Raw genomic sequence first — 25315 nt, 5'->3', positions numbered from 1 at the left:
TATGATTCCTATTCAATTAACCGTTGAAGGTTTATATTCTTATCAGGAACGTCAGACCATTGATTTCAAAAATCTTACGGAAGCTGGATTATTCGGTATTTTTGGAGCTGTAGGTTCCGGAAAATCCTCAGTTCTTGAGGCTATTTCTTTTGCTTTATATGGTGAAACGGAACGTCTGAATATGCGTGACAAAAGAGCATATAATATGATGAATTTAAAATCAAATTCCTCCTATATTGAGTTTGATTTTATAAATTATGAAAATAAGCTTTTCCGTGCTACCAGGGATTTCAGACGGAATTCTAAAAAATTCGAGGATGTAAAACCTTATTCTGTAGCGTTCTATGAGAACATCAACGGAAAATGGGTTCCTTTGGATCATTCCAATGCAGAAGAGATTATTGGTTTAAGCTATTCCAACTTTAAACGTACCATCATTATTCCTCAGGGGCAGTTTAAGGAATTTCTTGAATTGGGTGCTGCAGACAGAACGAATATGATGAAGGAAATTTTCAGTCTTCAGCGTTATGATCTGCAGAATAATGTTTCTGCTTTGAATACCAGAACCCGATCAGAACTGGATCAGCTTGAAGGTCAGCTGAAAGGTTTTGAAGAGATCAGTGAGGAAAAAATTCAGCTCCAGAAAGACCTTTTGAGAGAGGAACAGAAAAAACTTGTTCAGGCCAATGACAAGTTTGAAAAGGTTTCCCAGACTTATCAACAACTGAAAAATTTAAAAACCGATTTTGAAAGCTTACAACAAAACCGGGAGAACTTCAACAAACTTTCTGAGCAGAAACCTCAGATGGATGCATTGGAAGCTCAATCAGAGCTCTATGAACGTACCTTCAGTGTTTTCAATCCATTAATTACTGAAAAAAACAGGCTTTTCAAAAGTGTTGCTGAAAAAAGGGATGAAAAAGAAGGTCAGATTAAAGCTGTACAGGAAACAGAAATTGCTTTTAATCTTGTAAAGGAACAGCTCATTGTTTTGGAACCGAAATTCAAAGCTTTGGAACAGTCTAAAATACAGGAAAACGATTTAAGTCTTATTGTACAGATCCTGAAGTTTTATGATGAGATCAAAACGCTTAATGAAAGAACTCAAAAAGGATCAGCTAAAGTAGCAGAAGTTGAAGCTCAAAAGGATATCATTCAGAAAAAAATTACTGAACTTTCTAAAAACCTTGATGTTTTAAAAGGACAAAAGCTTGATACTTCTTTACTTTCCCATGTAGGTAACTGGTTTATTCAACATAAGAATTTCAAAAAATCACAACAGGAACAACTTGAAAAAACTGAAAAACATCAGAAGCAGATTGAACGGATTGCTGAGGAACTGAAACCTTTTGCTCTTCAGGAAAACTTTAAAGCTGATTTCAATATTAAAAAAGAAGCTCTGGAAGTACAGAAAAAGGAACTTTCTCAAAAGCTGGATCATCTGAAGATTCAAAAGGAACTTTCCCGTTTTGCGAATGAACTTCATGATGGAGAAGCTTGTCCTCTTTGTGGTTCTCAGGAGCATCCTCATATTGTGGAATTTCATGATGTAAATGCTGAGCTACAGGAAATTGAAAAGAAAATAAAAACGGTTGAACAGGAAGCTCATCAACTTCAGCAACAGGAAACCGCTGTTGATAAAATTCTGGACAGAAAGAAAATCTTTGAAGAACAGTTAATCTCTGAACAGAAAGTTCTTCAACAGATCCAAAAGGATATGGAAACCCATCTTCAACAGTTTACGTGGAAAACATTCAGTCCGGATCATGAGGACGATTTTGAGAAGAAACGTTTGGATTCTTTCGCTGTGGAAAAGAAAATTGAAGAAACGGACAAAACAATCAATCGGGAACGTGAAAACCTTGAAAAGGAGAGTAAAGTTCTTGAAAAATACAAAAATGCTCTGGAAACTTTCAAGCTGGAAGAGGCTACGAAGCAGAAAGAAATCAATATCAGCCGTTCGAACCTTAAAATTCTGGAGTGGGAGCATTATGCACAAAAAACTGTAACAGAAGTTGAAGAAGCTCATCAGAAATTAGCACAATCCAATACAGAGATAGAACAAAGTTATCAAAAGGCGGCTCAACAGGAAAAAGATCTTGCCCCTAAGCTTGCAGAACAAAAAGCAATTGTCAGCCAATCCGAAAAACAGATTGTAGAGTTTGAAAAAGAAATTTCAGAGAACCAGCTGACTATTGATAAGGCTTTAAATGAAAATCATTTTACAACATTTAATGAAGTAGAAAATATCCTTCAGCAGGAAATCAATATTCAGGAAGCAAGAGCTAAAATCCAGCAATTCAAAATTGATTTTGAAACCCTGAAAAAAGTGATTGAAGCACTAGAACTGAAACTAAAAGATCTTTCCTTTGATGATGAGCAGTTTTCATTGGCTGAAAAACAGTTTGGAGAAGCCCAGACGGAATTAAAACAAATCAATGATGCTGTTGTTACCATGGCCGCTGAAAAGGAAAGATTAGAAAAAGAATACAAGAAAAAGGAAGAACTTCTAAAGGAATTAACAAGGCTTCAGAAACGCTCTGAAAATCTAAAATTGATGATGAATCTGTTTAAAGGTGCCGGCTTTGTTCAGTATGTTTCTTCTATCTATCTGAGACAGCTATGCGATCATGCGAATACCCGTTTCCATAGAATGACCAGAAATCAATTGAGCTTACAGCTTAATGAAAATAATGATTTTGAGATCATCGATTACCTCAACGAAGGCAGAAGCAGAAGTGTGAAAACGCTTTCGGGCGGACAAGCATTCCAGGTATCTTTAAGTCTAGCATTAGCCTTAGCGGAAAGTGTTCAATCCAATGCTCAGGCAGATAAAAATTTCTTCTTTATTGATGAAGGTTTCGGGACTCAGGATACGGAATCCGTAAATATTGTATTTGAAACGCTTACTAACCTGATGAAGGAGAACAGAATTGTGGGAATTATCTCTCACGTAGAAGAGCTTAAAGAGAAGATTCCTACAGCACTCAATATTATTAAGGATGAGGAAAGAGGAAGTCTGATTGAGATCATATAATTTTAAAACCACAAAAGTCACAAAAGCTTATTTTGAGACACTTTAGTTCACATAAGTAGGCTGACAATTGAACTGCTTAAAAAGTTCACATTAGTTGAAAATCAAAGATTTTCATAAGGCCTGAGTGTACTTCTTATGCGTACATTTTGTCACTTAAAAATAACTAAAGTGTTCAAAAACTTTTGTGACTTTTGTGGTTAAATAGTATCTGTAATTACAGGTTTTGGACCAATGGTTTCACTTCTTTCCCGAATAACTCAATAGATTTCATCATGATATCATGAGCCGGATCACCAATATCCATATGCCCAATAAATCTTGTGATTCCAAACAGCTCTTTCATATAAGCGATTTTATCTGCTACCTCAGCCGGACTTCCGATGAATAATGCTCCATCTTTGCTTCTTCCGCCATCATACTGCATTTTAGTGTAAGGAGCCCAGCCTCTGGAAGCCCCTATCCTATCCATCTGAGACTTATAGTTGTGGAAATATCCGTCTACCACACTCTGATCGTCACTTACAAAGGTATGTGAGTGAATCGCAATCTGCATTTTAGACATATCATGCCCTGCTTTTTGATATTCCTGTTTGTAGAATTCGATCAGGTTTTTAAACTGAATCGGCATTCCCCCAATAATTGCGACCACTAATGGCATTCCTAACTGAGCAGCACTTAAAACAGACTGTGGAGTTCCTCCTACCGCTCTCCAAATGGAAAGTTTACCGTCATTTTTTGCTCTTGGATATACCGTCTGATCTTTCATTGGGGCACGAAGCTTTCCTGACCAGGTCACATTTTCCTCAGAATTGATTTTCAATAATAAATCCAGCTTTTCGTCAAAAAGCTCTTCATAATCATTCAAAGAATAGCCATATAGCGGAAATGATTCAATAAAACTTCCACGTCCTACGAATATTTCTGCTCTTCCATTTGAAATTAAATCCAATGTTGAAAAATCTTCATATACTTTTACCGGTTCAGATGAGCTTAAAACCGTAACACCACTCGCCAGTTTTATATTTTTTGTCATGCTTGCCGCTGCAGCCAGTATCATTTCCGGTGAAGAAACAGCATAATCCGGACGGTGATGCTCTCCCATCGCAAAAACATCTATTCCTACCTCATCCATGAATTTTACCTGCTCCAATATTTCATGAATTTTGTTTCCTGCATCTCTATATTTCCCGGTTGACTGGTCAAAAGCCAAATCACCGAACATTCCTATCCCTAATTCCATATTGTTGATTTTGATTTTATATAGGCAAATTTACATCTATAGAAACGTAAATGCATTGATGTTTGATAAGATCGATAATATGCTTTAAAGACTAGTAAATTTAATTTTATTAGGTTGAAAAACGCAAAGGCGTAATTTTTTCAAACTGTATTCCGCATATTTTAAGGCGCAAGAAAATCAAACATTTTCAACAAAATTTACCCTGATTTTTGCCACGAATACCTGAATTCTTTTTATTCGTCCATCCATGGCAATTATAAAGCAGTGTTCAATTTTATCACAGATAAAATCCTTGTGACTTAAAACAGCATCATAGTAAGTACTCTTTTTCCCTTTGCGTTTTCCCAACAAAAAATCCAACCGAAATGGCTGGATTTTAATATTATTTCTTCAGATACTGATCAAAATAATCTGTGATTTTCTGCATCAGGTGAACCCTGTCTTTTCCAATTACATTATGCGGATGTCCGGGATAAGCAAAGTAATCTAACTGAACTCCATTATCCACTGCCGATTTAATGAACTTAATGGAATGCTGCCATACCACTACATCATCTTGTGCACCGTGGATCATCAATAGTTTTCCTTTCAGATTCTGAACTTTATCTAAAAGATTAGCCGTTGCATATCCTTGTGGGTTTTCCTGTGGAGTATCCATATATCTTTCTCCATACATGATTTCATACATATTCCATTCAATGACCGGTCCACCAGCTACTCCTACTTTAAATACATCCGGTTTACGAAGCATGAAGCTTGTCGTCATAAATCCACCGAAGCTCCATCCATGAATTCCCATTCTGTCACCATCTACGTAAGGAAGGGATTTAAGATAGTCAACTCCTTTCATTTGGTCGTTCATCTCCGTTGTTCCCAGGTTTCTGAAAACAGCCTGCTCAAACTTCATTCCACGGTTGGCAGAACCTCTTCCGTCCATTGTGAAGATAATATATCCGTTTTGAGCCATATATTCATACCAAAGATTTCCGGAAGCTGGGAAGCTGTTTGTAATCAGCTGTAAGTGCGGTCCGTTGTACAGATAAACAATGGTTGGGTATTTTTTGTTCGGATCAAAGTTCGTTGGCAAGATGATCTTTCCATATAAAGGAGTTCCGTCATCAGCCTTTAATTCTACATTTTTAATTTCCGGTCTCTGATAATTCTTTAATGGATTTTCAGAAGTAAGAATATTGGTCGTTTTTAAATTCGAAGTATTAATAATATTTCCTACTCTAGGTGTATTTCCATTACTGTAAGCATCATAGATATAATTTCCATCATTGCTTAGGACTCCAAAATGCATTCCTTCAGCAGCGTCCAATCTTTCCATCTTGAAGTTTGCCCAGTTGATCTTATATAAATGTCTTTCCAAAGGAGTTTCTTTGGTAGAAGTAAAGAAAATTTCTTTTTTCTTTTCATTAAATCCTAAAACCTCAGTGACCAGCCAGTCCCCTTTTGTGATCTGAGCAACCAATCCTTTTTCAAGATTGTAATGGAACAGATGATTGTATCCTGTTCTCTGGCTCTGCCAGATGAAATCCGTATTTGAATTCGGGAAGAACGTAAGCGGGTGCTGGGGTTCTACATATTTATTATCTGTTTCTTCAAATAAGGTTTTTACCAGAGTCCCTGTAGCAGCATCATATTGGTTCATCTTCATGTGATTCTGCCCTCTGTTTAGTACTCCTACAAAAATATATTTTGAATCAGGGCTCCAGGTAACTGCCGTCAGGTATTGGTCTTTTTCACCATCAATCTTCAGGAAAGTTGTATTCTGAGTTTTGATATTGAAAACCCCTAATGTTACCTGATGAGAAGTTTGCCCAGCCATTGGGTATTTGATGTTGTGGTTTACAGCTGGGGTTACAGACCAGTCAATAATTGGGTAGTCTGCCACCATCGTCTGATCCATTTTATAGAATGCTACACTTTCAGAGTTTGGTGCCGGGAAAATTCCGGTATCAATCCCAAATTCATTTCTGTGAACAGTTTGACCGCTGATGATATTCTCATTAGCTTCATTGGTAACGGCTATGGTTTTCCCGTTTTTATTAACAAATAAATTATTCTTTGCTGTAAAGGCAAAAGTCTGCCCATCACCAAACATTTTTACATTAGCAGCATCCTGATCTATGGTAGCTGAATTCTTTACTTTCCAGTCGTTTCCAGATTTTTCAATCCAGAACATCTTCCCATTTGTATTGAAATATCCACTAGATGTTCCTGTGAACTTAATAGAAGGGACAGATTTCAGTTTATTATCTGCAAACTGTCTGTTCAGCTGCGTCAGAGATATCAGCGTATCCTGTTTGTTTGTTTTTAAATCTGTAGCCAGATATCCGCCTTTTACAGACTGAATATAGGATTTCCCGTCTGCAGACCATGAAAACTGTGAAATATTTTTCACGGCAAGGTTGGTTCTCATTCCATTTACAGCCTCCGCCATTGTAAACTTCTGCGTCTGGGCAAATGCTGAGCTACCCAAAACAAGCATCAATAAAGAAAATTTATGTAATTTCATTGTATAAAATTGAATCCCTCAAAAATAAGAAATAAAAACCATCCGTTAAGAAACGTTAAAATAAAACATTCATAAAATGGAATTAATACATTGATAGAAATTATTTCTTAACTTAATAGTAGAATTTTGTGTTGCTAGTTGGGGAAACACGAAGACGCAAAGTTGGTTTAAAAAAGTATGTTTTTAAGACGCAAGGATTTTATCCGCGATAAAATAGATTGAGTATAACAAAGTAAAAAAGGAAATTCATCATTCAAATGAGATTATTTCATTTCTTATCCTATATCAATGACTCGTATATGCTCTCTGTTCTAAATTTGCATCATTAATAATAACAAAAAAATACAAAATTACAATGGCAACAAAATGGATTTTAGACCCAACACATAGTGAGATTACTTTCAAAGTAAAACACATGATGATTTCTAATGTAAAAGGAAGCTTCAGAACTTTCACAGCTGAAATTGAATCTGAAGATGAATTCTTTGCAAACGCTAAAACTACAGCTACTATCCAAACGGATTCTGTATTCACTAATAATACTGACAGAGATAATCACTTAAAGTCTGCTGAGTTCTTCAATGCTGAAGCTCATCCAACCATCACTTTTGATTCTCTGAACCTGAACAATGAAGTGGTAGGAAACCTTACGATCAACGGAATTACAAAACCTGTATCATTAGATGTAGACTTTGGTGGAATTAATGTAGACCCATGGGGAAATACAAAAGCAGGTTTCTCTTTTGAAGGAAAAATCAGCAGAAAAGATTTCGGACTGAACTGGAATGCAGCTCTTGAAGCAGGAGGTGTAATGGTAAGTGATGATGTAAAAATCGCTGGTGAATTACAGTTTGTAAAACAAGCGTAATTGATAACATACATTATAAAGGGTTCAGGGATTTTTACTAAAAAACCTTGGACCTTTTCTTTTTTATTAATATTCAATCCTTATGAACCTCAACGATCTTCAAAATATAAGTGAAAGTTTCAACAATACACAGAGAATGCCGGTTTTATTCCTTGGGCACGGTTCTCCGATGAATGCTATTGAAGAAAACCAATTTGTACAGGGATTCCGCAAGACAGCCACTGAGATTCCAAAACCGAATGCTATCCTATGTATTTCGGCACATTGGTATACGCCTGGAACTTTCGTTACCGCTATGGAAATGCCCAAAACCATCCATGATTTTTATGGATTCCCGAAGGAATTATTTGAAGTGCAATACCCCGCTCCCGGAAGTCCGGAACTCGCCAAAGAGACTGCTGAACTTCTATTACCTGCAGAAGTGAAAGAAGATTATAATTGGGGGTTGGATCATGGGGCATGGTCTGTTATCAAACACTTATATCCTGATGCCAATATTCCGGTAATCCAACTGAGCATTGATTATACAAAACCTCCACAATACCATTATGACCTTGCCAAAAGGCTGAATAAGCTTCGTGAGAAAGGAATTCTGATTATAGGAAGTGGAAATATTGTTCATAACCTGCGTATGATCGATTGGAAGAACATCAATACTGTAGGAGCTGGTTGGGACTGGGCGATAGAAGCCCGTGAAAAAACCAACAATTGGCTTCTGGATGGCAATTTTCAGCAGATTATTGATTATCATAAACAGGGAACTTCCTTACAGTACGCTGTTCCTACTCCTGACCACTATTTACCCTTGATCTACACTTTAGGGTTAAAGGATCAGGCTGAAGAATTAGTCCTATTTAATGATGAACTTATTGGTGGTTCGCTGAGTATGACAAGCGTAAGAATAGGATAATGTGATATTATAATAAAAAGGAAACACTTCAGCTGAGATGTTTCCTTTTCTTTTTTTTAGTATTATTATTTATTTACTGTACTGCTTTCAAGACATTAATGTTTCCATAACCATAACTTGAATTAACAGTTGGATAATACGTTGCCGACTGTCTCATTTTATTAAGCACCTGATCTCTGGTCCATGATGGATTTTTAGCCCAAACCAGCGCTGCAATTCCTGCAGTAGCAGCTGTTGCTACTGAAGATCCGCCTACATAATCAGCCTGTCCGTTATAATAACTTAAAACAGGAACTGTATTTCCTGACGATCTTTCCATTTGGAAAGTAAAATCAATCTGGCTTCCAGAGTGGCAAACATCACATTTTTGGTTGGATGTACCTTCTTTTACCCCAGTTATAGCTTGCGTTTCAGACATTGAAGCTGGGAAAATAACACCTACAAAATTTGTAAAGCTGGTAGAGGTTCCTCCTGCACAGAAAATCAGTTTTCCTCTGGCATAAGCATATTTCACTCCATCCTCAATTTTTCCTACTGAAAAAATATGCCCCATAGACATAGAGATGATCTTTACAGTGGTATTATTTCCTAATTCTGTAAATGCAGTTTTCACACCATTTTGTTCACTGGAAGTTTCCAGTACAACATTTTCGGCAGCACGATAAGCGATAAGATTTGCATTATAAGCAACTCCTACTGGAAGTCCTGCATTGTTTCTAGGAGCAGTCATTACAGAAGCCATTTTAGTTCCGTGCCCGCACTGATCCGCGGAACCATCAGAATTATAAACCCCGAATTTACTGATCGTTCTTCCTGACGATGCTCCATTATTAAAGCTGGATCCCAATAAAGACTGATCCGGAGAAACTCCTGTATCAATAAGACCGATAGTGACTCCAGCTCCGGTACTGTAACTCCAGGCATCAGGGATATTATGTTGGGTAAATGCCCACGGAATTTTTGCACTTGGCGTTGTGGAGGTATAATCTACCGCACTTAAAGTAGCTGTGGAAAAACCACATCCTGAAGAACCGCTGCCTGAAGATTTTGCGGTGGTATTGTATTTAGCTTCGTTTTCGAAATAATGATAGTCTGCAGGTTCTACATACCGGATGTTCTTCATCTGGCGAAGAGCTGTTATAGTTTCCTCCTTTTCGATGGTAACATCCATCTGGTTAAGATATTTATCAGAATTCAAGAGAAATCTTGCAGATCCTCTCCCTTCATATTTTTCAATGAGATTTAAAATCTCTTCTTCCATATTTTTGTTATCCGGAGATTTACTTCTGTCAAAATCGTCTTTGGATGAACCAAATCCAATAGATACCATTCTGTTGCCACGGAAAATGGCACTCCAAAGAAAATGATCAGATTCGTTCTTCCAATTGAAAGCTCCATCCTTTTTTATAGCCTGATTGATCCTTTCATTGATTTGTTTTTCCGTTAACGGAGTTTTCTGAGACATTTCAATATTTGAACTCTCATTGCGAAGTTCTTCCTGTGTACAGGAGTTTAAGGCAAAAAATAATGCCAGGAAAAATACACTTTTTTTCATATGTTATAATTTTGATTGGAGCCACAATATAACACTTTCATGAGAATTAAAAGTTTTAAAAAAGTGAATTTAGCATTATATGAATATTAATTTTGAAGATAATAGTTTAATATTCTTAAATAAGTGATTTTTAATGAATATTAGTATAAATTATAGATAAAACAGACCACCCTGTCAAAAATTCTTTGAATTTTTGGTACTCCTCCAGAGAACGGGAATTTCAACTCCTTCAACTGAAGTATTATTTTCCTATTTCAATTCTTTCTCAAAACATACACTGCTCTCTACCCCAATGTACTGTCCATAATTAGGAATTTTTTGGAATCCATTTTTTTCATATACAGAAATTGCATTGGTAAGGTCCTTGGAAGTTTCAAGAACTGCCTTTTGATAGCCTAATTCCTTAGCCCAACTTTCCAATTCTTTTACAATGGCAGAACCTAAACCTCTTTTCCTAAACTCAGGGTTCGTAAACATTCTTTTGATTTCAACGGTATCTTCTGTAAATTCCTTGAAGGCACCACACGCTGCAGGAACTTTATCAATATAAACTACGATACAGTTTTTAATCATATCAATTTTATTAAACTGGGCAAAAAATGCATCATCATCTCCATTATGTTCGGCAAGGTTGGCATCAAGAGATTTCACAAGGATTTTAAAATCTGAAGAATTGGAATCGGTTCTTTGTATTATCATTATTTTTTCATTAAAATTTAAAATCTACGTCTTGTATTTTATTTACATAGATAATATTGATTATACTCTCTTATTATTCAATCTATGAAATCAGTAATATCTACGAGAGTAAAATAGAAAAGCTCCCTTTCGGAAGCTTTTCAGTTTTATTTGATTAGTTTACAATAAACTTTCTTTCCCTGATGAGCTCCGCAATGGCAAGCATATCCTGACCTATCAATCTGTCGTCTTCAAGCTTAGCAACTTTAGAGCGAAGAATCGTGAAGTTTTCTTCAATGATCTTAGAACATTTTGAAGGTCTTCTGAATTCCAATCCCTGAGCTGCAAACATTAATTCAACCGATAAAATATTAACCAGATTTCCAAGAACCTGATTGAATTTTCTTCCTGAGATACTTCCCATAGAAACGTGATCTTCCTGTCCTAAACTTGTAGGAATAGAATCTGCAGATGCCGGGAAACACAATGTTTTATTCTCTGTTACCAACGCTGCAGAAGTATACTGAGGGATCATAAATCCTGAATTCAATCCCGAGCTTTCTGTTAATAATCTCGGAAGTCCGTATTTTCCTTCCAATAGTAAATAACTTCTTCTGTCTGAAATATTTCCTAATTCAGCAGCTGCAAGGGTTGCATAATCTAATGGTAAAGCCATCAGCTGCCCGTGGAAATTTCCTCCAGAGATAGATTCTTCTGCACTTAATACAATTGGGTTATCGGTTACAGAATTTAATTCTGTTTCTGCCATATGTTTAAGATGTTCAAACGCATTTCTGCTGGCTCCGTGAACCTGTGGCACACATCTCATAGAATAAGGATCCTGAACCCTTTCACAGTCTTCGTGAGCTTTCATATTCTCTGATCCTTTCAGAAATTTAAGCATTCTTGCTGCTACTTTTTTACTTCCTTCAAATGGTCTGATATCATGAAGTTCTTTTTTGAACGGACTTGCAGACCCTCTGTATGCTTCAATACTCATGGCAGCAGTTATATCAGCAAGATCCAGCAGATATTCAAATTTCTCTAAGCCTTTGATTGCATGTGCCAGGATAAACTGTGTCCCATTAATCAACCCTAGTCCTTCTTTTGGTCCAAGAATTAATGGTTCAAGATTATTTTTTTCCAATACTTCCATGGTATCCGAAACGTTATCTCCTTCCCAAACCTGTCCAAGACCTAATAAAGGTAATACCAGATGTGCTAAAGGAGCTAAATCTCCGGATGCTCCCACAGACCCTTGCTCAGGAACTACAGGAATAATATCCTTTTCAAGCATCAGGATCATTCTCTCAATCACATCAAGAGAAACTCCTGAAAATCCTTTTGATAAAGCATGAACTTTAGCAATCATCATGATTTTAGAAAGTTCTTTTTCAATGGGTTTTCCTACCCCTACTGCATGTGAAATAATCAGGTTATACTGTAACTGAGCGGTTTCATCTGCTGATATTTTAGTATCGCACAACGGCCCGAATCCTGTATTGATTCCATATACACATCTGTCGGATTCTACAATTTGCTGTACGTTTTTCTGAGATTTTAAAATTTGGTCTTTGGCGGCTTTGTTCAGCTTGGCTTTATTAGGTTTTTTACATATTTCCAGAACATCATGGAAAGTAAAAACATCTACTCCGTATATCATTTCTAAAAAATTTTCTTAAAATTACGCATTTAACAATAATTAGAGAAACTAAATTTCACTGTTCTATCTTTTTATCTGAAGAAGTAAATTAATTTGTTATTTTTACCGCCAAAATTAAAAACTATATACATGAGACTGAAAACTTTACTACTTGTATTATGTGTTGCAGGTACAACCACTTTTGCTCAAAAAGTGAAATATTCTAAGGAAGAAAGGAAAGAAATGAACCGTTATTTATTTAATGAAGGATTCAATACGGCAACAGATAAAAAGGTTTCCACCATTATATTAAAGGATAACACCGAACATCAGGGTTACAGTAAATCATGGGAAAGGCAAAAAGGGCAGATTCTTTCTATCACTATAGAAGATGTTGACACCAAAAAACCTGTAAAATTTACAGCGGCAGAAATTGCTGAAATGTACCTATATCCTACTGAGTTGGAAAAATCGATGAAAGCTTCGAAATTTATTTCAAACATGAGAAATTACAGCACTAAAAAATACAGTAAATCTGTAACTGATGATGCAGTCTTATATGAAAACCAAATTGTTTCTTTAAAAAATAAGAAAGAACCAAAAGCTTTTTTAATGCAGGTTATCAATCCTGAATTTAATGAGCTTATTTCCGTTTACCATGATCCATTCGCTTCAGAAACAATGAGCACAGGCTTTACAGGTGCTCCCGCATTTGGTGGAGGTGTTATCAAATCCTATTATGTAAAGAAAGGAAATAAAGTAATGTGGCTTCACAAGGATGACTTTGAAGACAATTATGATTTTTTATTTGGTGATAACGATGAATTTATGAAAAAATATCCCAAGAACTCTGTAGAGTGGAATTATTTAAGCTTTTTAATCTATCAATATACTGAAATGAACCACGGATAAAATGGGTGATCAAAATATCAGAGCCTGTAGAATCATCTGCAGGTTTTTCTTTTTTAAATAGGGAAAGATTCCTTAATTTTGTTATATGAATCCTTCTTTAGAGTTACAGCTCAAAACCTTACCATCCGAACCCGGCGTTTATCGTTATTATGATAAAAACGAGCAATTATTGTATGTCGGAAAAGCTAAAAATTTAAAGAAGAGGGTTCTCTCCTATTTCAATAAAAATCTTTCAGGATACAGAATTAAAATTATGGTCGGCAAAATCCAGCGTCTGGAAACGACTATCGTAAACAGCGAGTATGATGCTCTTTTGTTGGAAAACAACCTTATTAAAGAACACCAACCGTTTTATAATGTCATGCTGAAGGATGACAAAACTTATCCATGGATCTGTATTAAAAATGAAGATTTTCCAAGAATTTTCCTGACCAGAAATATCATTAAAGATGGTTCGGAATATTATGGCCCTTATGCTAAGGTACGTCCTGCAAAAATTTTGCTGGATACTATCAAACATATTTATAAGCTCAGAACCTGTAATCTGAATCTTTCGCCTTCTAAAATTGCTGACGGAAAGTATAAAGTATGTCTGGAATATCATATTAAAAACTGTGAGGGGCCTTGTGAAGACCTTGAAAGCAAAGAAGATTATGACGAGAAGATAGATGCCATCCGTGGAATCATTAAAGGAGACTTCCGAAAAGCAAAGGAATATCTGGTTAATCACATGATGAAGCTTGCCACCAACCTTCAGTTTGAAGAAGCTCAGATCATTAAGGAAAGGCTGGATATTCTGGAAGATTATCAGGCGAAGAATACTATAGTAAATCCCAATATAGATGATGTGGATGTTTTCGGTATGACCAGCGATGAGACTGCAGCTTATGTTAATTTCTTTAAAATAAGAAACGGAAATATTATCCAGAGTTTCACTACAGAAATCAAAAAAATTCTCGAAGAAAGTGATGAAGATATTATGGAAGAAGCTTTAATTGAGATTAGACAAAAATTTAGCTCTGATTCGAAAGAGGTGTTACTTCCTTTCCATTTGTCTGTGGAAATTCCAAATGTAAAGCTTATTGTTCCTAAAGTTGGGGATAAGAAAAGAATCGTGGAACTTTCGGAAAAAAATGCAAAAGAATATCGTCTGGAAAAATTAAAGCAGGTTCAGATTATTGACCCGGAAAGACATACCAACAGGATCATGGCTGAAATGCAAAAACTTCTCAGAATGCCTGTAGAACCAAGGCATATTGAAGGATTTGATAACTCGAACATCCAGGGAACCAATCCGGTTTCTGCCTGTGTGGTTTTTAAAGATGGAAAGCCCAGCAAGGCAGATTATAGAATTTTCCATCCTAAAACAGTGGAAGGCCCCAATGACTTTGCAACGATGGAGGAGGTCATCTACCGCCGGTATAAAAGAATGCTGGATGAAGGTGAAAATCTTCCTCAACTGATTCTTATTGATGGTGGGAAGGGACAGTTGTCTTCTGCTGTCAAAAGTTTGAGATTATTGGGATTGTATGGGAAAATTACCATTGTAGGGATTGCTAAAAGACTGGAAGAAATTTTTTTCCCGGAAGATTCTATTCCTTTATATCTTGATAAAAAATCTGAAACTTTAAAAATTCTGCAAAGAGTACGGGACGAAGCTCATCGATTTGGAGTAAAACATCACCGAACAAGAAGAAAAAATTCCACTATAAAATCTGAATTGGAAGAAATTCCTGGTGTAGGAGAAAAAACCATTGAATTATTACTGTCTAAACTTAAGTCAGTAAAAAGAATCAAAGAGGCCAGTCAGGAAACTCTGGAAGAGATTTTAGGTAAAAGTAAAGCGAAAGTGATTTGGGAGTTTTTCAATAACAATGGGTAATCCTACCATACACATCGATTTATTTTTCACAAGAAAATGATTTTTTTATACAATTCGAATTCAGGCTCTTTTTTATCAATAAGAAACCAATACCATAAAAGACGCATAAAATTCCTTTTAGAATCAACAAAAATTAAATATATTTAAAATATTACACAAATAATACTATTATATGTATTTTTTTCATAAATTAGTACTATTAATAAAAACAATAATACCATGAAAAAACACTCATTCTGCAAATGATAATGCATTATCATTTTACCTCTACTGGCATTCTACCTTATTTAAACGTTTTCCTTCCTTATAATTTTTTACAAATAATAGCTTGGTAGAGTCTTAGTTATCCTAAAGAAGAAAAAACACATCAGCATACTTCCAAAAAAATAAGCTCTTTTAAAGAGCTTATTTTAGTTTTTATAGTAAGTAAACTGCATTATTTTCCAGTGAAGATCTCTTTAGTGTACCTTCCATCAGCCTGAGGAATATCAATGATAATATTTCCATTTTCGAAATAACCAATGGTAGTTGTATTATCTGCAAGTTTCACGATGAATACATCTTTTTTCGAAGAGGTTTTAAAGATCGCAAAAGGTATCGAGTTTCCTGATTTTGCAAGAATAAACTGATTGGCATCAATCTGAATCTTCTGCAGATCTATTTTCCCGTTGGAATAATTCCCTGTTGAGGATCCTGTAGCCGGAGCAGTCACAGCTGTTTCCGGAGCAGAACTTTGAACAGTATTGGTCGCAATTGTTGTTGTAGTGGTTGAAGCTTGAGTTGTTATAGATTGCGTCACCATAGGATTAGAAGCTCCTACTTTCATTAAAGCTTGTTTTAGTGCGTCTGGATATCCCGTTTCAAATTCCTTAATGTCCGAACGACCTTTAGATTCAAGAATTATATTTTTACTACAATCCATAAATTGTAAAATAACCTTATTGGTAAACATGTTTGAATCATCCAAAACATTAGCAGTCAAAACATTACATGAAATATCTTTGGCTTCAGAAGGCCATTGATCTATCCTTGTTGGTAAAATCACATAATTCTTTCCTTTTAATGCTTTTGCTAAAAAGGTTTCTAAACCATAATTTGATTTCTTGAATGCATCAAACTTCTCTGGAATTGACACATACTTATAATCTGAAACCTTTTGTCCAAAAATAGCTGTTGAGCAAATTGCCAGCATTAATATTGATAATTTTTTCATATCCTTCATTTTAATCATTTCTGAATGCTCCCATATCCAGTTTAAGCGAGAAGAAATTAGAATAGAAATTAGAACCTCCAATACCTGAATTCGTAATAGCATAATCCAGCGTAAGTCCTCTATATCTTATCCCAATCCCTGCACTTGGCTGGAAGGAAACTTTTCTTTTTAAATCTTCTATATCTGTAATAGACTGGAACCTGTTGATCCCTAATCTCACAAAAATCATTTTCTGATAACCTAATTCAGCACCTGCATAAGGGCTGATACTTGCAAAATCAGTAGAAATCAAAGATGCGGTCTTTGCAAAATCAACATTGATTCCTGCTTCCGGCAATACATAAACACTACTGTTGATTTCAAATAACTTACTCGCCCCTACATTCAGCTTAGGCATCGTAAGCTCCATTTTATCTTTTGGTGCCGGGTTGAATTCTTCACCGTTCACCACTGTTGACAATTCTTTCTGATTAATGCTCCAAAAGTTAACAGTAGTAGTAATATCTCTTACCATGCCTCCGAATTTCCATCCGTTTTCCCCTTTATAAATAGCCCCTACATCAAAACCAAATCCATACCCGTTTGCAAATTTCCCTACATTTCTATAGACAATTTTAGCATTTACCCCAACATCAAGATTCGGGTTTCCTCCCGGGCGGAATGCATATGAAAGGATCGCAGCATAATCAGACTGTGAGAATTTTGTGATTTTATCGTAATCAATATTCCCTTCAGCATCAATCATCTGGGTGGTGTTCAAAATATTATCTACCCCAAGTCTTACTACTGAAACTCCAAAAACACCTTCTTCCATTACTCTTGCATAGGCTAGATAATCATATTTTGCTATGGATTCAAAATATTCAGCATGCATGGCTGCTCCCTGCCAGTCTTTTTCAATAGCCATTAAACCTGCCGGGTTCCACATAGGAGAATACACGTCATCCTGATTGGATATTACAGCACCTCCCATTGCTAATCCTCGGGCCCCTGCTCCGATATTTAAGAATTCATTAGAATACTTCCTGATAATCTGAGATTGAGACAGCCCATAGAACAGTGAAAATGCAAGTAAAAAATATTTTTTCATCATATAAAATTGATGCTAGTTAAAGTTTTTAGTTTTCCTGGCCTTAATTAATCCATTCGCAATGATTGCCAGTATCATAACTCCTGAGGCAATATAAAATATAGGACTCATGTGTTCTGATTCCCCAAAGATAAAAAAAGCTAGTATAATTCCGTAAACAGGTTCCAAATTAACTGTTAAAATTAGAGTAAAAGGCGATATATACTTCATTAAATTCACTGATTCCAGCATCGGAAAGGCAGTGAAAACGCTGGCTAACAAGCATATTAACGCTATATCACGGTAGTTTATTTCATTCATTTGAAAAATTTGCCCTGAAAACAAATAAAATAACATCAAAATAAACCAACCACAAAATATTTCGTAAAATATAATATTTCCGGAACTCGTTTTACCAAACATCTTACCATTAAAAACTGAAAATATAGTCCCAAAAATAGCACAAAGGACACCATAAATAATCCCTTCCTTGTATTGAAATTCTGTTTTGAAAATCAATAAAATACAAGCTACAATCACTACTCCCATGACTACTTCTGAAATATCTATTTTTCTTTTAAAGATAAGCGGTTCCAAAATTGAGGCGAAGAGTGTGGATAATGATAAACAGCTTAACGCAATGGATACATTGGAAACTTTAATCGAATAAAAAAAACAATACCAGTGAAGCGCCATGGCAAAACCTATTGCTGCCAGCTGAAAAAATATTTTTTTAGAAACCGTTATACTTTCTTTTTTAAATATCCTTATGAATACAAAAAGAAAAATTGCAGCAAAAAGCATTCTGTAAAATACAAGGATCTGGGCATTGGCATGAATCAGTTTTCCTAAAATTGCAGTGAATCCCCATAAAAATATTATTAAATGCAATCTGAAAAGTGCTAATTTATGCATATCCTATCCTCTTTAAAATTTTAAGTGGCAAATTTACAAATAGGCTTTTATAAATCTCACAAAAAATATAAATTTACATTAATAAAAAAACGATAAATAAAGTTTTTAATAGTTTTTCTTTCTAATGCATAATCTATTCTATTAATATCTTGAAAAAATAGGTAAAAAGTAGGAGATAAAACAATACTATTTTTTTAAAAATACCATGATATTAAATCCAACTATTAAAATCAAAACCGAGCGCTTAATCTTACAACCAGTTGAAGATTCATATATAGATGATATTTTAGAACATTTTACCAATGAGGTCACTAGATATATGCCCTTTAATCCACAAGGTAACAGAAAAGATATTATCAGTTTTGTTAATGAATCAAAAAGAACGTTATTACAAAATACAGACTTAGTAATGGTTGCTCTAGATTCAAAAAGAGATTTTATGGGATGCTGTGGGATTCATAATATCACAGAAGAGTCTATTGAACTTGGATTATGGTTAAAAAAGAACGCTCAAGGAAAAGGATTAGGAACTGAGATCATAACAGCACTTATTGAATTTCTAGAAAACAATTTTACTTTTAAATATATTTTGTATCCTGTTGATGAAGAAAATATAGCTAGCAAAAAGATCCCTGAAAAACTTGGGTTCATTCCTACTATAAAATATACGAAATATAAAAATTCTACAACTGATCTTAATATTATTGAATATAGAAAATATTACTAATTCAAAAACAAAAAACCCTGAAAATTGCTTAAACTTTCAGGGCCTTCAAATAATAAACTATTAAAAAAATAAACTAGGAATAGAGTATTTATCAGAGGATTTCACCCTCTGTTACTCTTATGTAAAGTTAGAAAAAATATAAATTATTTAAAAATATTTTTTAGTTAAAAATTTCACAATTTACTAATAACCAAACTATTAAACATCTGTTTTACTTCTACTTCATATTCCTCATAAAAATAGTATCTTTAAGCGTAAAAAATTGAAAATTCTATGGACATCGAATTCAACAAACGAGAAGATCAGAACAGATTAAAATTATCAGAGATAAATCGCTTGCTTACCGACATCAAAAAAGGAGGCGGTGAAAAGAGGCTTCAAAAGCTTCGTGAGGAAGGAAAAATGACAGCAAGAGAAAGGATAGATTATCTTCTTGATAAAGATTCTGATTCCATAGAAATAGGTGCATTTGCAGGCTATGAAATGTATGAGGAACATGGAGGCTGTCCTAGTGGAGGGGTAGTAGTTATGATGGGGTATGTTTCCGGAAGACAATGTATCGTTGTTGCCAATGACGCCTCTGTAAAAGCAGGAGCCTGGTTTCCAATCACAGGAAAGAAAAATCTGAGAGCACAGGAAATCTCCATGGAAAACAAACTTCCAATCATCTATTTGGTTGACTCTGCAGGAGTTTATCTTCCAATGCAAGATGAAATTTTCCCAGATAAAGAACATTTTGGAAGAATATTCAGAAATAATGCTAAAATGAGCTCTATGGGAATCATCCAAATTTCTGCTGTTATGGGAAGTTGTGTAGCGGGAGGAGCTTATCTTCCTATCATGAGTGATGAAGCTATGATTGTAGATAAAACAGGTTCTATTTTCCTTGCAGGAAGCTATCTTGTAAAGGCTGCCATTGGTGAAAGCATCGATAATGAAACATTGGGAGGAGCGACTACTCATTGTTCTATTTCTGGGGTTACTGATTATAAAGCTAAAGATGATAAAGATGCCCTAGACAGAATCAAAAACATCATGAAATCTATCGGAAGTACTGAAAAAGCAGGTTTCGATAGAATAGAAAGTTTTCCACCTAAAGAAAACCCTGATAATATCTTCGGAATTATGCCTGTTTCCAGAGCAGAGCAGTACGATACTTACGAAATCATCAAATGTATTGTAGATAATTCCGAATATGAAGAGTATAAGCCAGACTACGGTAAAAGTATCATTTGTGCTACGGCAAGAGTAGATGGCTGGTCTGTAGGAATTGTAGCCAATCAGAGAAAATTAGTTAAAAGCGGTAAAGGAGAAATGCAATTTGGAGGAGTAATCTATTCTGATTCTGCGGATAAAGCAACTCGATTCATAGCCAACTGTAATCAAAGAAAGATCCCTTTAATCTTCTTACAGGATGTTACGGGCTTTATGGTAGGTTCAAAATCAGAACACGGTGGAATTATTAAAGATGGAGCTAAAATGGTCAATGCTGTTTCCAATTCTGTAGTTCCTAAGTTTACGATCATTACAGGTAATTCTTACGGAGCTGGAAATTATGCTATGTGTGGAAAAGCTTATGACCCTAGACTGATTGTTGCATGGCCTTGGGCAGATCTTGCCGTAATGGGTGGAGCACAAGCCGCTAAAGTATTAGCACAAATTCAGGAATCTACGCTCAAAAAACAAGGTAAAGAAATTTCTGAAGAAGAACACAATCAGATATTGGATACTATTTCAAAGAAATATCAAAAACAAACCGAAACTACCTACGCTGCTGCAAGATTATGGACTGATGCTATCATCAATCCAGCAGATACCAGAAAATGGATATCTATGGGAATAGAAGCTGCTAATCACTCTCCTATTACAGAGAAATTCAACTTAGGGGTAATTCAGGTCTGATTCATAATAGTATAGATAAAAAGGCGGCTATCTCAGTTATTGAGATAGCCGCCTTAATTTATACTTTGAAAGTTATTAAAACTTTAGGTTTCATGTATCCCACTAAATTATACTATTTATTGTAGGTTCAACAAAACTGATTGTTGTATTAAAATCCTAGGATAAAATGTACTTTACTTACAATAATAAAGCATTTGCAAATTACAATATAGCACCTTACACCAATCACTAGAATAATCAAGCTGAAAACAACATTGATATTTAAACATGCAGATTCCATAGGCTAGCCTAGATAATACATTCCCAATTGTGGATCCTCTGAGCAACCTGATCCTGTAGCTACTCCATAAAGTGATTTTAAGCTTACTGCATAGCCTTATAGCTACTAAAGCTCCTTACAGGATAACAAAACCGATAAGTTTATCAGAAATAATGATATAAAGAATATATCTGTAATAAAGAAAAGAAAAAAAGAAATTTTAAAAGCTGATATCAAGAATAGATCATGAGCTTACATTAGTATTATACAAATTAAGCATTCAATAGGGACGGGCAGTAGTCCTGAGCTTAGTCGAAGGGAGCCCGTTCAAATAAAAAAGAATAATCCAGTGACTTTAGCCAAAACTTAAGAATAAGTGGTTAGGGTTGTCGTTGGATTGAGTATCCTTGAGTTGTGGATTAGGTCTGCTTTATTCGTTGGGTATAACGCAAAAAAAATCCTTTATCTTTCGATAAAGGATTTTTAAAAATAAAATAAAAACTGGCGGCGGCCTACTCTCCCGCGTTAGCAGTACCATCGGCGCTGGTGGGCTTAACTTCTGTGTTCGGAATGGGAACAGGTGAGCCCCACCGCTAAAACCACCCTAAAGGTTGTATATAAGATATCAGTCTATAGATATCAGAGTTCAGACGTATTCGTCTGTTATCTAATGTCTTACAGCTGACATCTGTTTTAAGCGATAAAAACTTTCACAAAGAGCTAACCTTGCTGCACTTCCGTGCGCCATATTAGGCTATAAATCTACGGGTAATTAGTACTACTCGGCTATGACATTACTGTCTTTACACCTATAGCCTATCAACGTGGTCATCTCCCACGACCCTTAAAAGATGTCTCATCTTGAGGCGAGTTTCGCACTTATATGCTTTCAGTGCTTATCTCTTCCAAACGTAGCTACTCAGCAGTGCACCTGGCGGTACAACTGATACACCAGAGGTTTGTTCAATTCGGTCCTCTCGTACTAGAATCAAGCCCTCTCAAACATCTAACGCCCGCAATAGATAGAGACCGAACTGTCTCACGACGTTCTGAACCCAGCTCGCGTGCCACTTTAATGGGCGAACAGCCCAACCCTTGGGACCTTCTCCAGCCCCAGGATGTGACGAGCCGACATCGAGGTGCCGAACCTCCCCGTCGATGTGAGCTCTTGGGGGAGACTAGCCTGTTATCCCCGGAGTACCTTTTATCCTATGAGCGATGGCCCTTCCATACGGAACCACCGGATCACTATGTCCTGCTTTCGCACCTGATCGACTTGTTGGTCTCACAGTCAAGCACCCTTATGCCATTACACTCTACGCACGGTTACCAAGCGTGCTGAGGGTACCTTTGAAAGCCTCCGTTACTCTTTTGGAGGCGACCACCCCAGTCAAACTACCCACCACGCAATGTCCTTCTAAAAGAAGTTAGGCTCCAAGTAAGTAAAGGGTGGTATTTCAACGTTGGCTCCACCTACACTAGCGTGCAAGCTTCAAAGCCTCCCACCTATCCTACACATTACTTACTCAAAGTCAATACGAAGTTATAGTAAAGGTTCACAGGGTCTTTTCGTCCCATTGCGGGTACTCGGCATCTTCACCGAGACTACAATTTCACAGAGCTCATGGTTGAGACAGTGCCCAGATCGTTACACCATTCGTGCAGGTCGGAACTTACCCGACAAGGAATTTTCGCTACCTTAGGACCGTTATAGTTACGGCCGCCGTTTACTGGGGCTTCAGTTAATGCCTTCGGTTTAACCCTAAGCACCTTCCTTAACCTTCCAGCACCGGGCAGGTGTCAGACCCTATACTGCATCTTTCGATTTTGCAGAGTCCTGTGTTTTTGATAAACAGTCGCCTGGGCCTCTTTACTGCGGCCACCATTGCTGATGGCGTCTCTTCTCCCGAAGTTACGAGACTATTTTGCCTAGTTCCTTAACCATGATTCACTCTAGCACCTTAGGATTCTCTCCTCGACTACCTGTGTCGGTTTTGGTACGGGTTGCTTCACTTCGGCTTTTCTTGGAAGCACTTTCCCTACAGCAGCTTCGCCCGAAGGCTAGGCCTTGACTATTCCGTCAGTCTCCAGTAAGTACGGCACTCCGTCCCCTTTTTAGTGTGAGCAAGTATGGGAATATTAACCCATTGTCCATCCACTACCCCTTTCGGGTTCGCGTTAGGTCCCGACTAACCCTCAGCTGATTAGCATGGCTGAGGAAACCTTAGTCTTTCGGTGAGCGGGTTTCTCGCCCGCTTTATCGTTACTTATGCCTACATTTTCTTTTCTATCCGCTCCACAATACCTCACAGTACTGCTTCGGCGCAAATAGAATGCTCTCCTACCAGATGTACATAAAGTACAAATCCATAGCTTCGGTAATATGTTTATGCCCGATTATTATCCATGCCGGACCGCTCGACTAGTGAGCTGTTACGCACTCTTTAAATGAATGGCTGCTTCCAAGCCAACATCCTAGCTGTCAATGCAGTCCAACCGCGTTGCTTCAACTTAACATATATTTTGGGACCTTAGCTGTTGGTCTGGGTTCTTTCCCTCTCGGACATGGACCTTAGCACCCATGCCCTCACTGCCGTAGAACATTTATTAGCATTCGGAGTTTGTCAGGAATTGGTAGGCGATGAAACCCCCGCATCCAATCAGTAGCTCTACCTCTAATAAACTTATATACGACGCTGCACCTAAATGCATTTCGGAGAGTACGAGCTATCTCCCAGTTTGATTGGCCTTTCACCCCTACCCACAGGTCATCCGAAGACTTTTCAACGTCAACCGGTTCGGTCCTCCACTCTGTGTTACCAGAGCTTCAACCTGCCCATGGGTAGATCACAAGGTTTCGCGTCTAATCCTACTAACTATACGCCCTATTCAGACTCGCTTTCGCTCCGGCTCCGGTACTTAATACCTTAACCTCGCTAGTAAAATTAACTCGTAGGCTCATTATGCAAAAGGCACGCCGTCACCCAACATGTGGGCTCCGACCGCTTGTAGGCGTACGGTTTCAGGTTCTATTTCACCCTTCTATTCGAAGTGCTTTTCACCTTTCCTTCACAGTACTTGTTCACTATCGGTCTTTCAGGAGTATTTAGCCTTGGAGGATGGTCCCCCCATATTCAGACAGGATTTCACGTGTCCCGCCCTACTCATTTATCATCTTAATATACCTTTCGAATACCGGGCTATCACCGTCTACGGCCGTTCTTTCCAGAACGTTCTTCTAAATATATAAAGACTTTTGGGCTAATCCGCTTTCGCTCGCCACTACTTACGGAATCTCTTCGATTTCTTTTCCTCCGGGTACTTAGATGTTTCAGTTCTCCGGGTTTGCTCCTCCTAAGAGGTGACTGGTCTTCAACCAGCCGGGTTGCCCCATTCGGACATCTGCGGATCAATTCGTGTGTGCCAATCCCCGCAGCTTTTCGCAGCTTACCACGTCCTTCGTCGCCTCTGAAAGCCTAGGCATCCGCCATACGCCCTTAACGATTTCTTTCCTAATAATTATATTAGTTCAGTATTTTTTTGATAAACTCTCGTCTATCGATATTTTTATAAACTCGGCACTCGAAAGTGCTCGGTTATCTCTTTGTGATGTCTTTACCGTTAATGTCAATGATCTTAATGTCTTCTTGTCCAACTGATGAACAGATGTTGTTTTTGGCTCCTATCCGTAACTTTTAAATCAGTCTTCCAAAACTGTGGAGAATAAGGGAGTCGAACCCTTGACCTCCTGCGTGCAAGGCAGGCGCTCTAGCCAGCTGAGCTAATTCCCCCTCTAGTAGAAATTTTAAATTTTAGATTATAAATTTTAAATTATTTTTAATCTAAAATCTATAATTCATAATCTATAATTCCCTATAATTAGTAGTCTCGGGCAGGCTCGAACTGCCGACCTCTACATTATCAGTGTAGCGCTCTAACCAGCTGAGCTACGAGACTTCATTATTAATTTTAAATTTTAAATTGA

15 protein-coding genes, 2 tRNA genes and 2 rRNA genes are annotated in these 25315 nt (G+C 36.8%); 7 read left to right on the top strand and 12 right to left on the bottom strand.

The annotated features are described in order from the left end of the window. Position 1: 1 nt before the first annotated feature. On the top strand, positions 2-3037 hold the full coding sequence (locus tag CHSO_RS04350; RefSeq protein WP_045492716.1) for an AAA family ATPase: 3036 nt from the start codon (positions 2-4) through the stop codon (positions 3035-3037). Between the two features lie 214 nt (positions 3038-3251). Here CHSO_RS04350 and CHSO_RS04345 read toward each other — a convergent pair whose 3' ends face one another. Next, complete coding sequence (locus CHSO_RS04345; RefSeq protein WP_045492713.1) at positions 3252-4277, bottom strand: LLM class flavin-dependent oxidoreductase; 1026 nt, start codon at positions 4275-4277, stop codon at positions 3252-3254. Positions 4278-4659: 382 nt separating this feature from the next. Next, positions 4660-6798, bottom strand: a complete 2139-nt coding sequence (locus CHSO_RS04340; RefSeq protein ID WP_045492710.1) for a S9 family peptidase — start codon at positions 6796-6798, stop codon at positions 4660-4662. A gap of 355 nt (positions 6799-7153) precedes the next feature. On the opposite strand from CHSO_RS04340, the gene CHSO_RS04335 reads away from it, so the two are divergent. Together CHSO_RS04335 and ygiD are read left to right on the top strand one after the other, a co-directional pair. Next, positions 7154-7666, top strand: a complete 513-nt coding sequence (locus CHSO_RS04335) for a YceI family protein (RefSeq protein ID WP_045492707.1) — start codon at positions 7154-7156, stop codon at positions 7664-7666. Positions 7667-7748: 82 nt separating this feature from the next. Further along, the gene (ygiD, locus tag CHSO_RS04330) at positions 7749-8576 is read left to right on the top strand and encodes a 4,5-DOPA dioxygenase extradiol (RefSeq protein ID WP_045492704.1); all 828 of its coding nucleotides are present in this window, start codon (positions 7749-7751) and stop codon (positions 8574-8576) included. A gap of 73 nt (positions 8577-8649) precedes the next feature. On the opposite strand, the gene CHSO_RS04325 is transcribed toward ygiD, so the two are convergent. The 3 genes from CHSO_RS04325 to hutH all read right to left on the bottom strand — a co-directional run bounded on the left by CHSO_RS04325 (position 8650) and on the right by hutH (position 12472). Continuing rightward, positions 8650-10131: a S8 family peptidase gene (locus tag CHSO_RS04325; RefSeq protein WP_045492702.1), complete on the bottom strand. Its 1482-nt coding sequence runs from the start codon at positions 10129-10131 to the stop codon at positions 8650-8652. A gap of 249 nt (positions 10132-10380) precedes the next feature. Next, entirely contained in the window at positions 10381-10830 is a 450-nt protein-coding gene (locus CHSO_RS04320; protein ID WP_045492699.1) for a GNAT family N-acetyltransferase, read from the bottom strand. A 154-nt stretch (positions 10831-10984) separates the two neighbouring features. Further along, positions 10985-12472, bottom strand: a complete 1488-nt coding sequence (hutH, locus tag CHSO_RS04315) for a histidine ammonia-lyase (RefSeq protein WP_045492697.1) — start codon at positions 12470-12472, stop codon at positions 10985-10987. Between the two features lie 129 nt (positions 12473-12601). Here hutH and CHSO_RS04310 point away from each other — a divergent pair, with 129 nt between their 5' ends. Continuing rightward, positions 12602-13363 (top strand): hypothetical protein, encoded by a 762-nt coding sequence (locus tag CHSO_RS04310; protein WP_045492694.1) that lies wholly within the window; start codon positions 12602-12604, stop codon positions 13361-13363. 85 nt (positions 13364-13448) lie between these two features. Beyond that, positions 13449-15245 (top strand): excinuclease ABC subunit UvrC, encoded by a 1797-nt coding sequence (gene uvrC / locus CHSO_RS04305; protein WP_045492691.1) that lies wholly within the window; start codon positions 13449-13451, stop codon positions 15243-15245. Between the two features lie 436 nt (positions 15246-15681). On the opposite strand, the gene CHSO_RS04300 is transcribed toward uvrC, so the two are convergent. The 3 genes from CHSO_RS04300 to CHSO_RS04290 are packed head-to-tail and all read right to left on the bottom strand — an operon-like array spanning position 15682 to position 18442. After that, a complete protein-coding gene (locus CHSO_RS04300) occupies positions 15682-16458 on the bottom strand; it encodes a hypothetical protein (protein ID WP_045501863.1) in 777 nt (258 codons plus the stop codon). Between the two features lie 10 nt (positions 16459-16468). Continuing rightward, entirely contained in the window at positions 16469-17551 is a 1083-nt protein-coding gene (locus CHSO_RS04295) for a PorV/PorQ family protein (protein ID WP_045492688.1), read from the bottom strand. Positions 17552-17563: 12 nt separating this feature from the next. Beyond that, positions 17564-18442, bottom strand: coding sequence for a DMT family transporter (locus tag CHSO_RS04290; RefSeq protein WP_045492685.1), 879 nt, complete (start codon positions 18440-18442; stop codon positions 17564-17566). Positions 18443-18647: 205 nt separating this feature from the next. Between CHSO_RS04290 and CHSO_RS04285 the strand changes: the two genes are divergently transcribed. Together CHSO_RS04285 and CHSO_RS04280 are read left to right on the top strand one after the other, a co-directional pair. Beyond that, on the top strand, positions 18648-19169 hold the full coding sequence (locus CHSO_RS04285) for a GNAT family N-acetyltransferase (protein ID WP_045492682.1): 522 nt from the start codon (positions 18648-18650) through the stop codon (positions 19167-19169). 273 nt (positions 19170-19442) lie between these two features. Then, positions 19443-21071: an acyl-CoA carboxylase subunit beta gene (locus CHSO_RS04280; protein WP_045492679.1), complete on the top strand. Its 1629-nt coding sequence runs from the start codon at positions 19443-19445 to the stop codon at positions 21069-21071. Between the two features lie 758 nt (positions 21072-21829). On the opposite strand, the gene rrf is transcribed toward CHSO_RS04280, so the two are convergent. The 4 genes from rrf to CHSO_RS04260 all read right to left on the bottom strand — a co-directional run bounded on the left by rrf (position 21830) and on the right by CHSO_RS04260 (position 25287). Beyond that, positions 21830-21937 (bottom strand): 5S ribosomal RNA (gene rrf / locus CHSO_RS04275). A 145-nt stretch (positions 21938-22082) separates the two neighbouring features. Further along, a 23S ribosomal RNA gene (locus CHSO_RS04270) occupies positions 22083-24841 on the bottom strand. A gap of 206 nt (positions 24842-25047) precedes the next feature. Next, a tRNA-Ala gene (locus CHSO_RS04265) sits at positions 25048-25121 on the bottom strand. Positions 25122-25213: 92 nt separating this feature from the next. Next, a tRNA-Ile gene (locus CHSO_RS04260) sits at positions 25214-25287 on the bottom strand. Positions 25288-25315: the final 28 nt, after the last annotated feature.

This window comes from Chryseobacterium sp. StRB126, assembly GCF_000829375.1.
Taxonomy (GTDB): Bacteria; Bacteroidota; Bacteroidia; order Flavobacteriales; family Weeksellaceae; genus Chryseobacterium.
This window is presented reverse-complemented; position numbering and strand designations above follow the sequence as displayed.

What these genes read in the sequence shown, in the direction of transcription:
- CHSO_RS04350 (WP_045492716.1), top strand. Translation starts at nt 2, where the DNA reads ATGATTCCTATTCAATTAACCGTTGAAGGTTTATATTCTTATCAGGAA.
- CHSO_RS04345 (WP_045492713.1), bottom strand. Translation starts at nt 4,277, where the DNA reads ATGGAATTAGGGATAGGAATGTTCGGTGATTTGGCTTTTGACCAGTCA.
- CHSO_RS04340 (WP_045492710.1), bottom strand. Translation starts at nt 6,798, where the DNA reads ATGAAATTACATAAATTTTCTTTATTGATGCTTGTTTTGGGTAGCTCA.
- CHSO_RS04335 (WP_045492707.1), top strand. Translation starts at nt 7,154, where the DNA reads ATGGCAACAAAATGGATTTTAGACCCAACACATAGTGAGATTACTTTC.
- ygiD (WP_045492704.1), top strand. Translation starts at nt 7,749, where the DNA reads ATGAACCTCAACGATCTTCAAAATATAAGTGAAAGTTTCAACAATACA.
- CHSO_RS04325 (WP_045492702.1), bottom strand. Translation starts at nt 10,131, where the DNA reads ATGAAAAAAAGTGTATTTTTCCTGGCATTATTTTTTGCCTTAAACTCC.
- CHSO_RS04320 (WP_045492699.1), bottom strand. Translation starts at nt 10,830, where the DNA reads ATGATAATACAAAGAACCGATTCCAATTCTTCAGATTTTAAAATCCTT.
- hutH (WP_045492697.1), bottom strand. Translation starts at nt 12,472, where the DNA reads ATGATATACGGAGTAGATGTTTTTACTTTCCATGATGTTCTGGAAATA.
- CHSO_RS04310 (WP_045492694.1), top strand. Translation starts at nt 12,602, where the DNA reads ATGAGACTGAAAACTTTACTACTTGTATTATGTGTTGCAGGTACAACC.
- uvrC (WP_045492691.1), top strand. Translation starts at nt 13,449, where the DNA reads ATGAATCCTTCTTTAGAGTTACAGCTCAAAACCTTACCATCCGAACCC.
- CHSO_RS04300 (WP_045501863.1), bottom strand. Translation starts at nt 16,458, where the DNA reads ATGAAAAAATTATCAATATTAATGCTGGCAATTTGCTCAACAGCTATT.
- CHSO_RS04295 (WP_045492688.1), bottom strand. Translation starts at nt 17,551, where the DNA reads ATGATGAAAAAATATTTTTTACTTGCATTTTCACTGTTCTATGGGCTG.
- CHSO_RS04290 (WP_045492685.1), bottom strand. Translation starts at nt 18,442, where the DNA reads ATGCATAAATTAGCACTTTTCAGATTGCATTTAATAATATTTTTATGG.
- CHSO_RS04285 (WP_045492682.1), top strand. Translation starts at nt 18,648, where the DNA reads ATGATATTAAATCCAACTATTAAAATCAAAACCGAGCGCTTAATCTTA.
- CHSO_RS04280 (WP_045492679.1), top strand. Translation starts at nt 19,443, where the DNA reads ATGGACATCGAATTCAACAAACGAGAAGATCAGAACAGATTAAAATTA.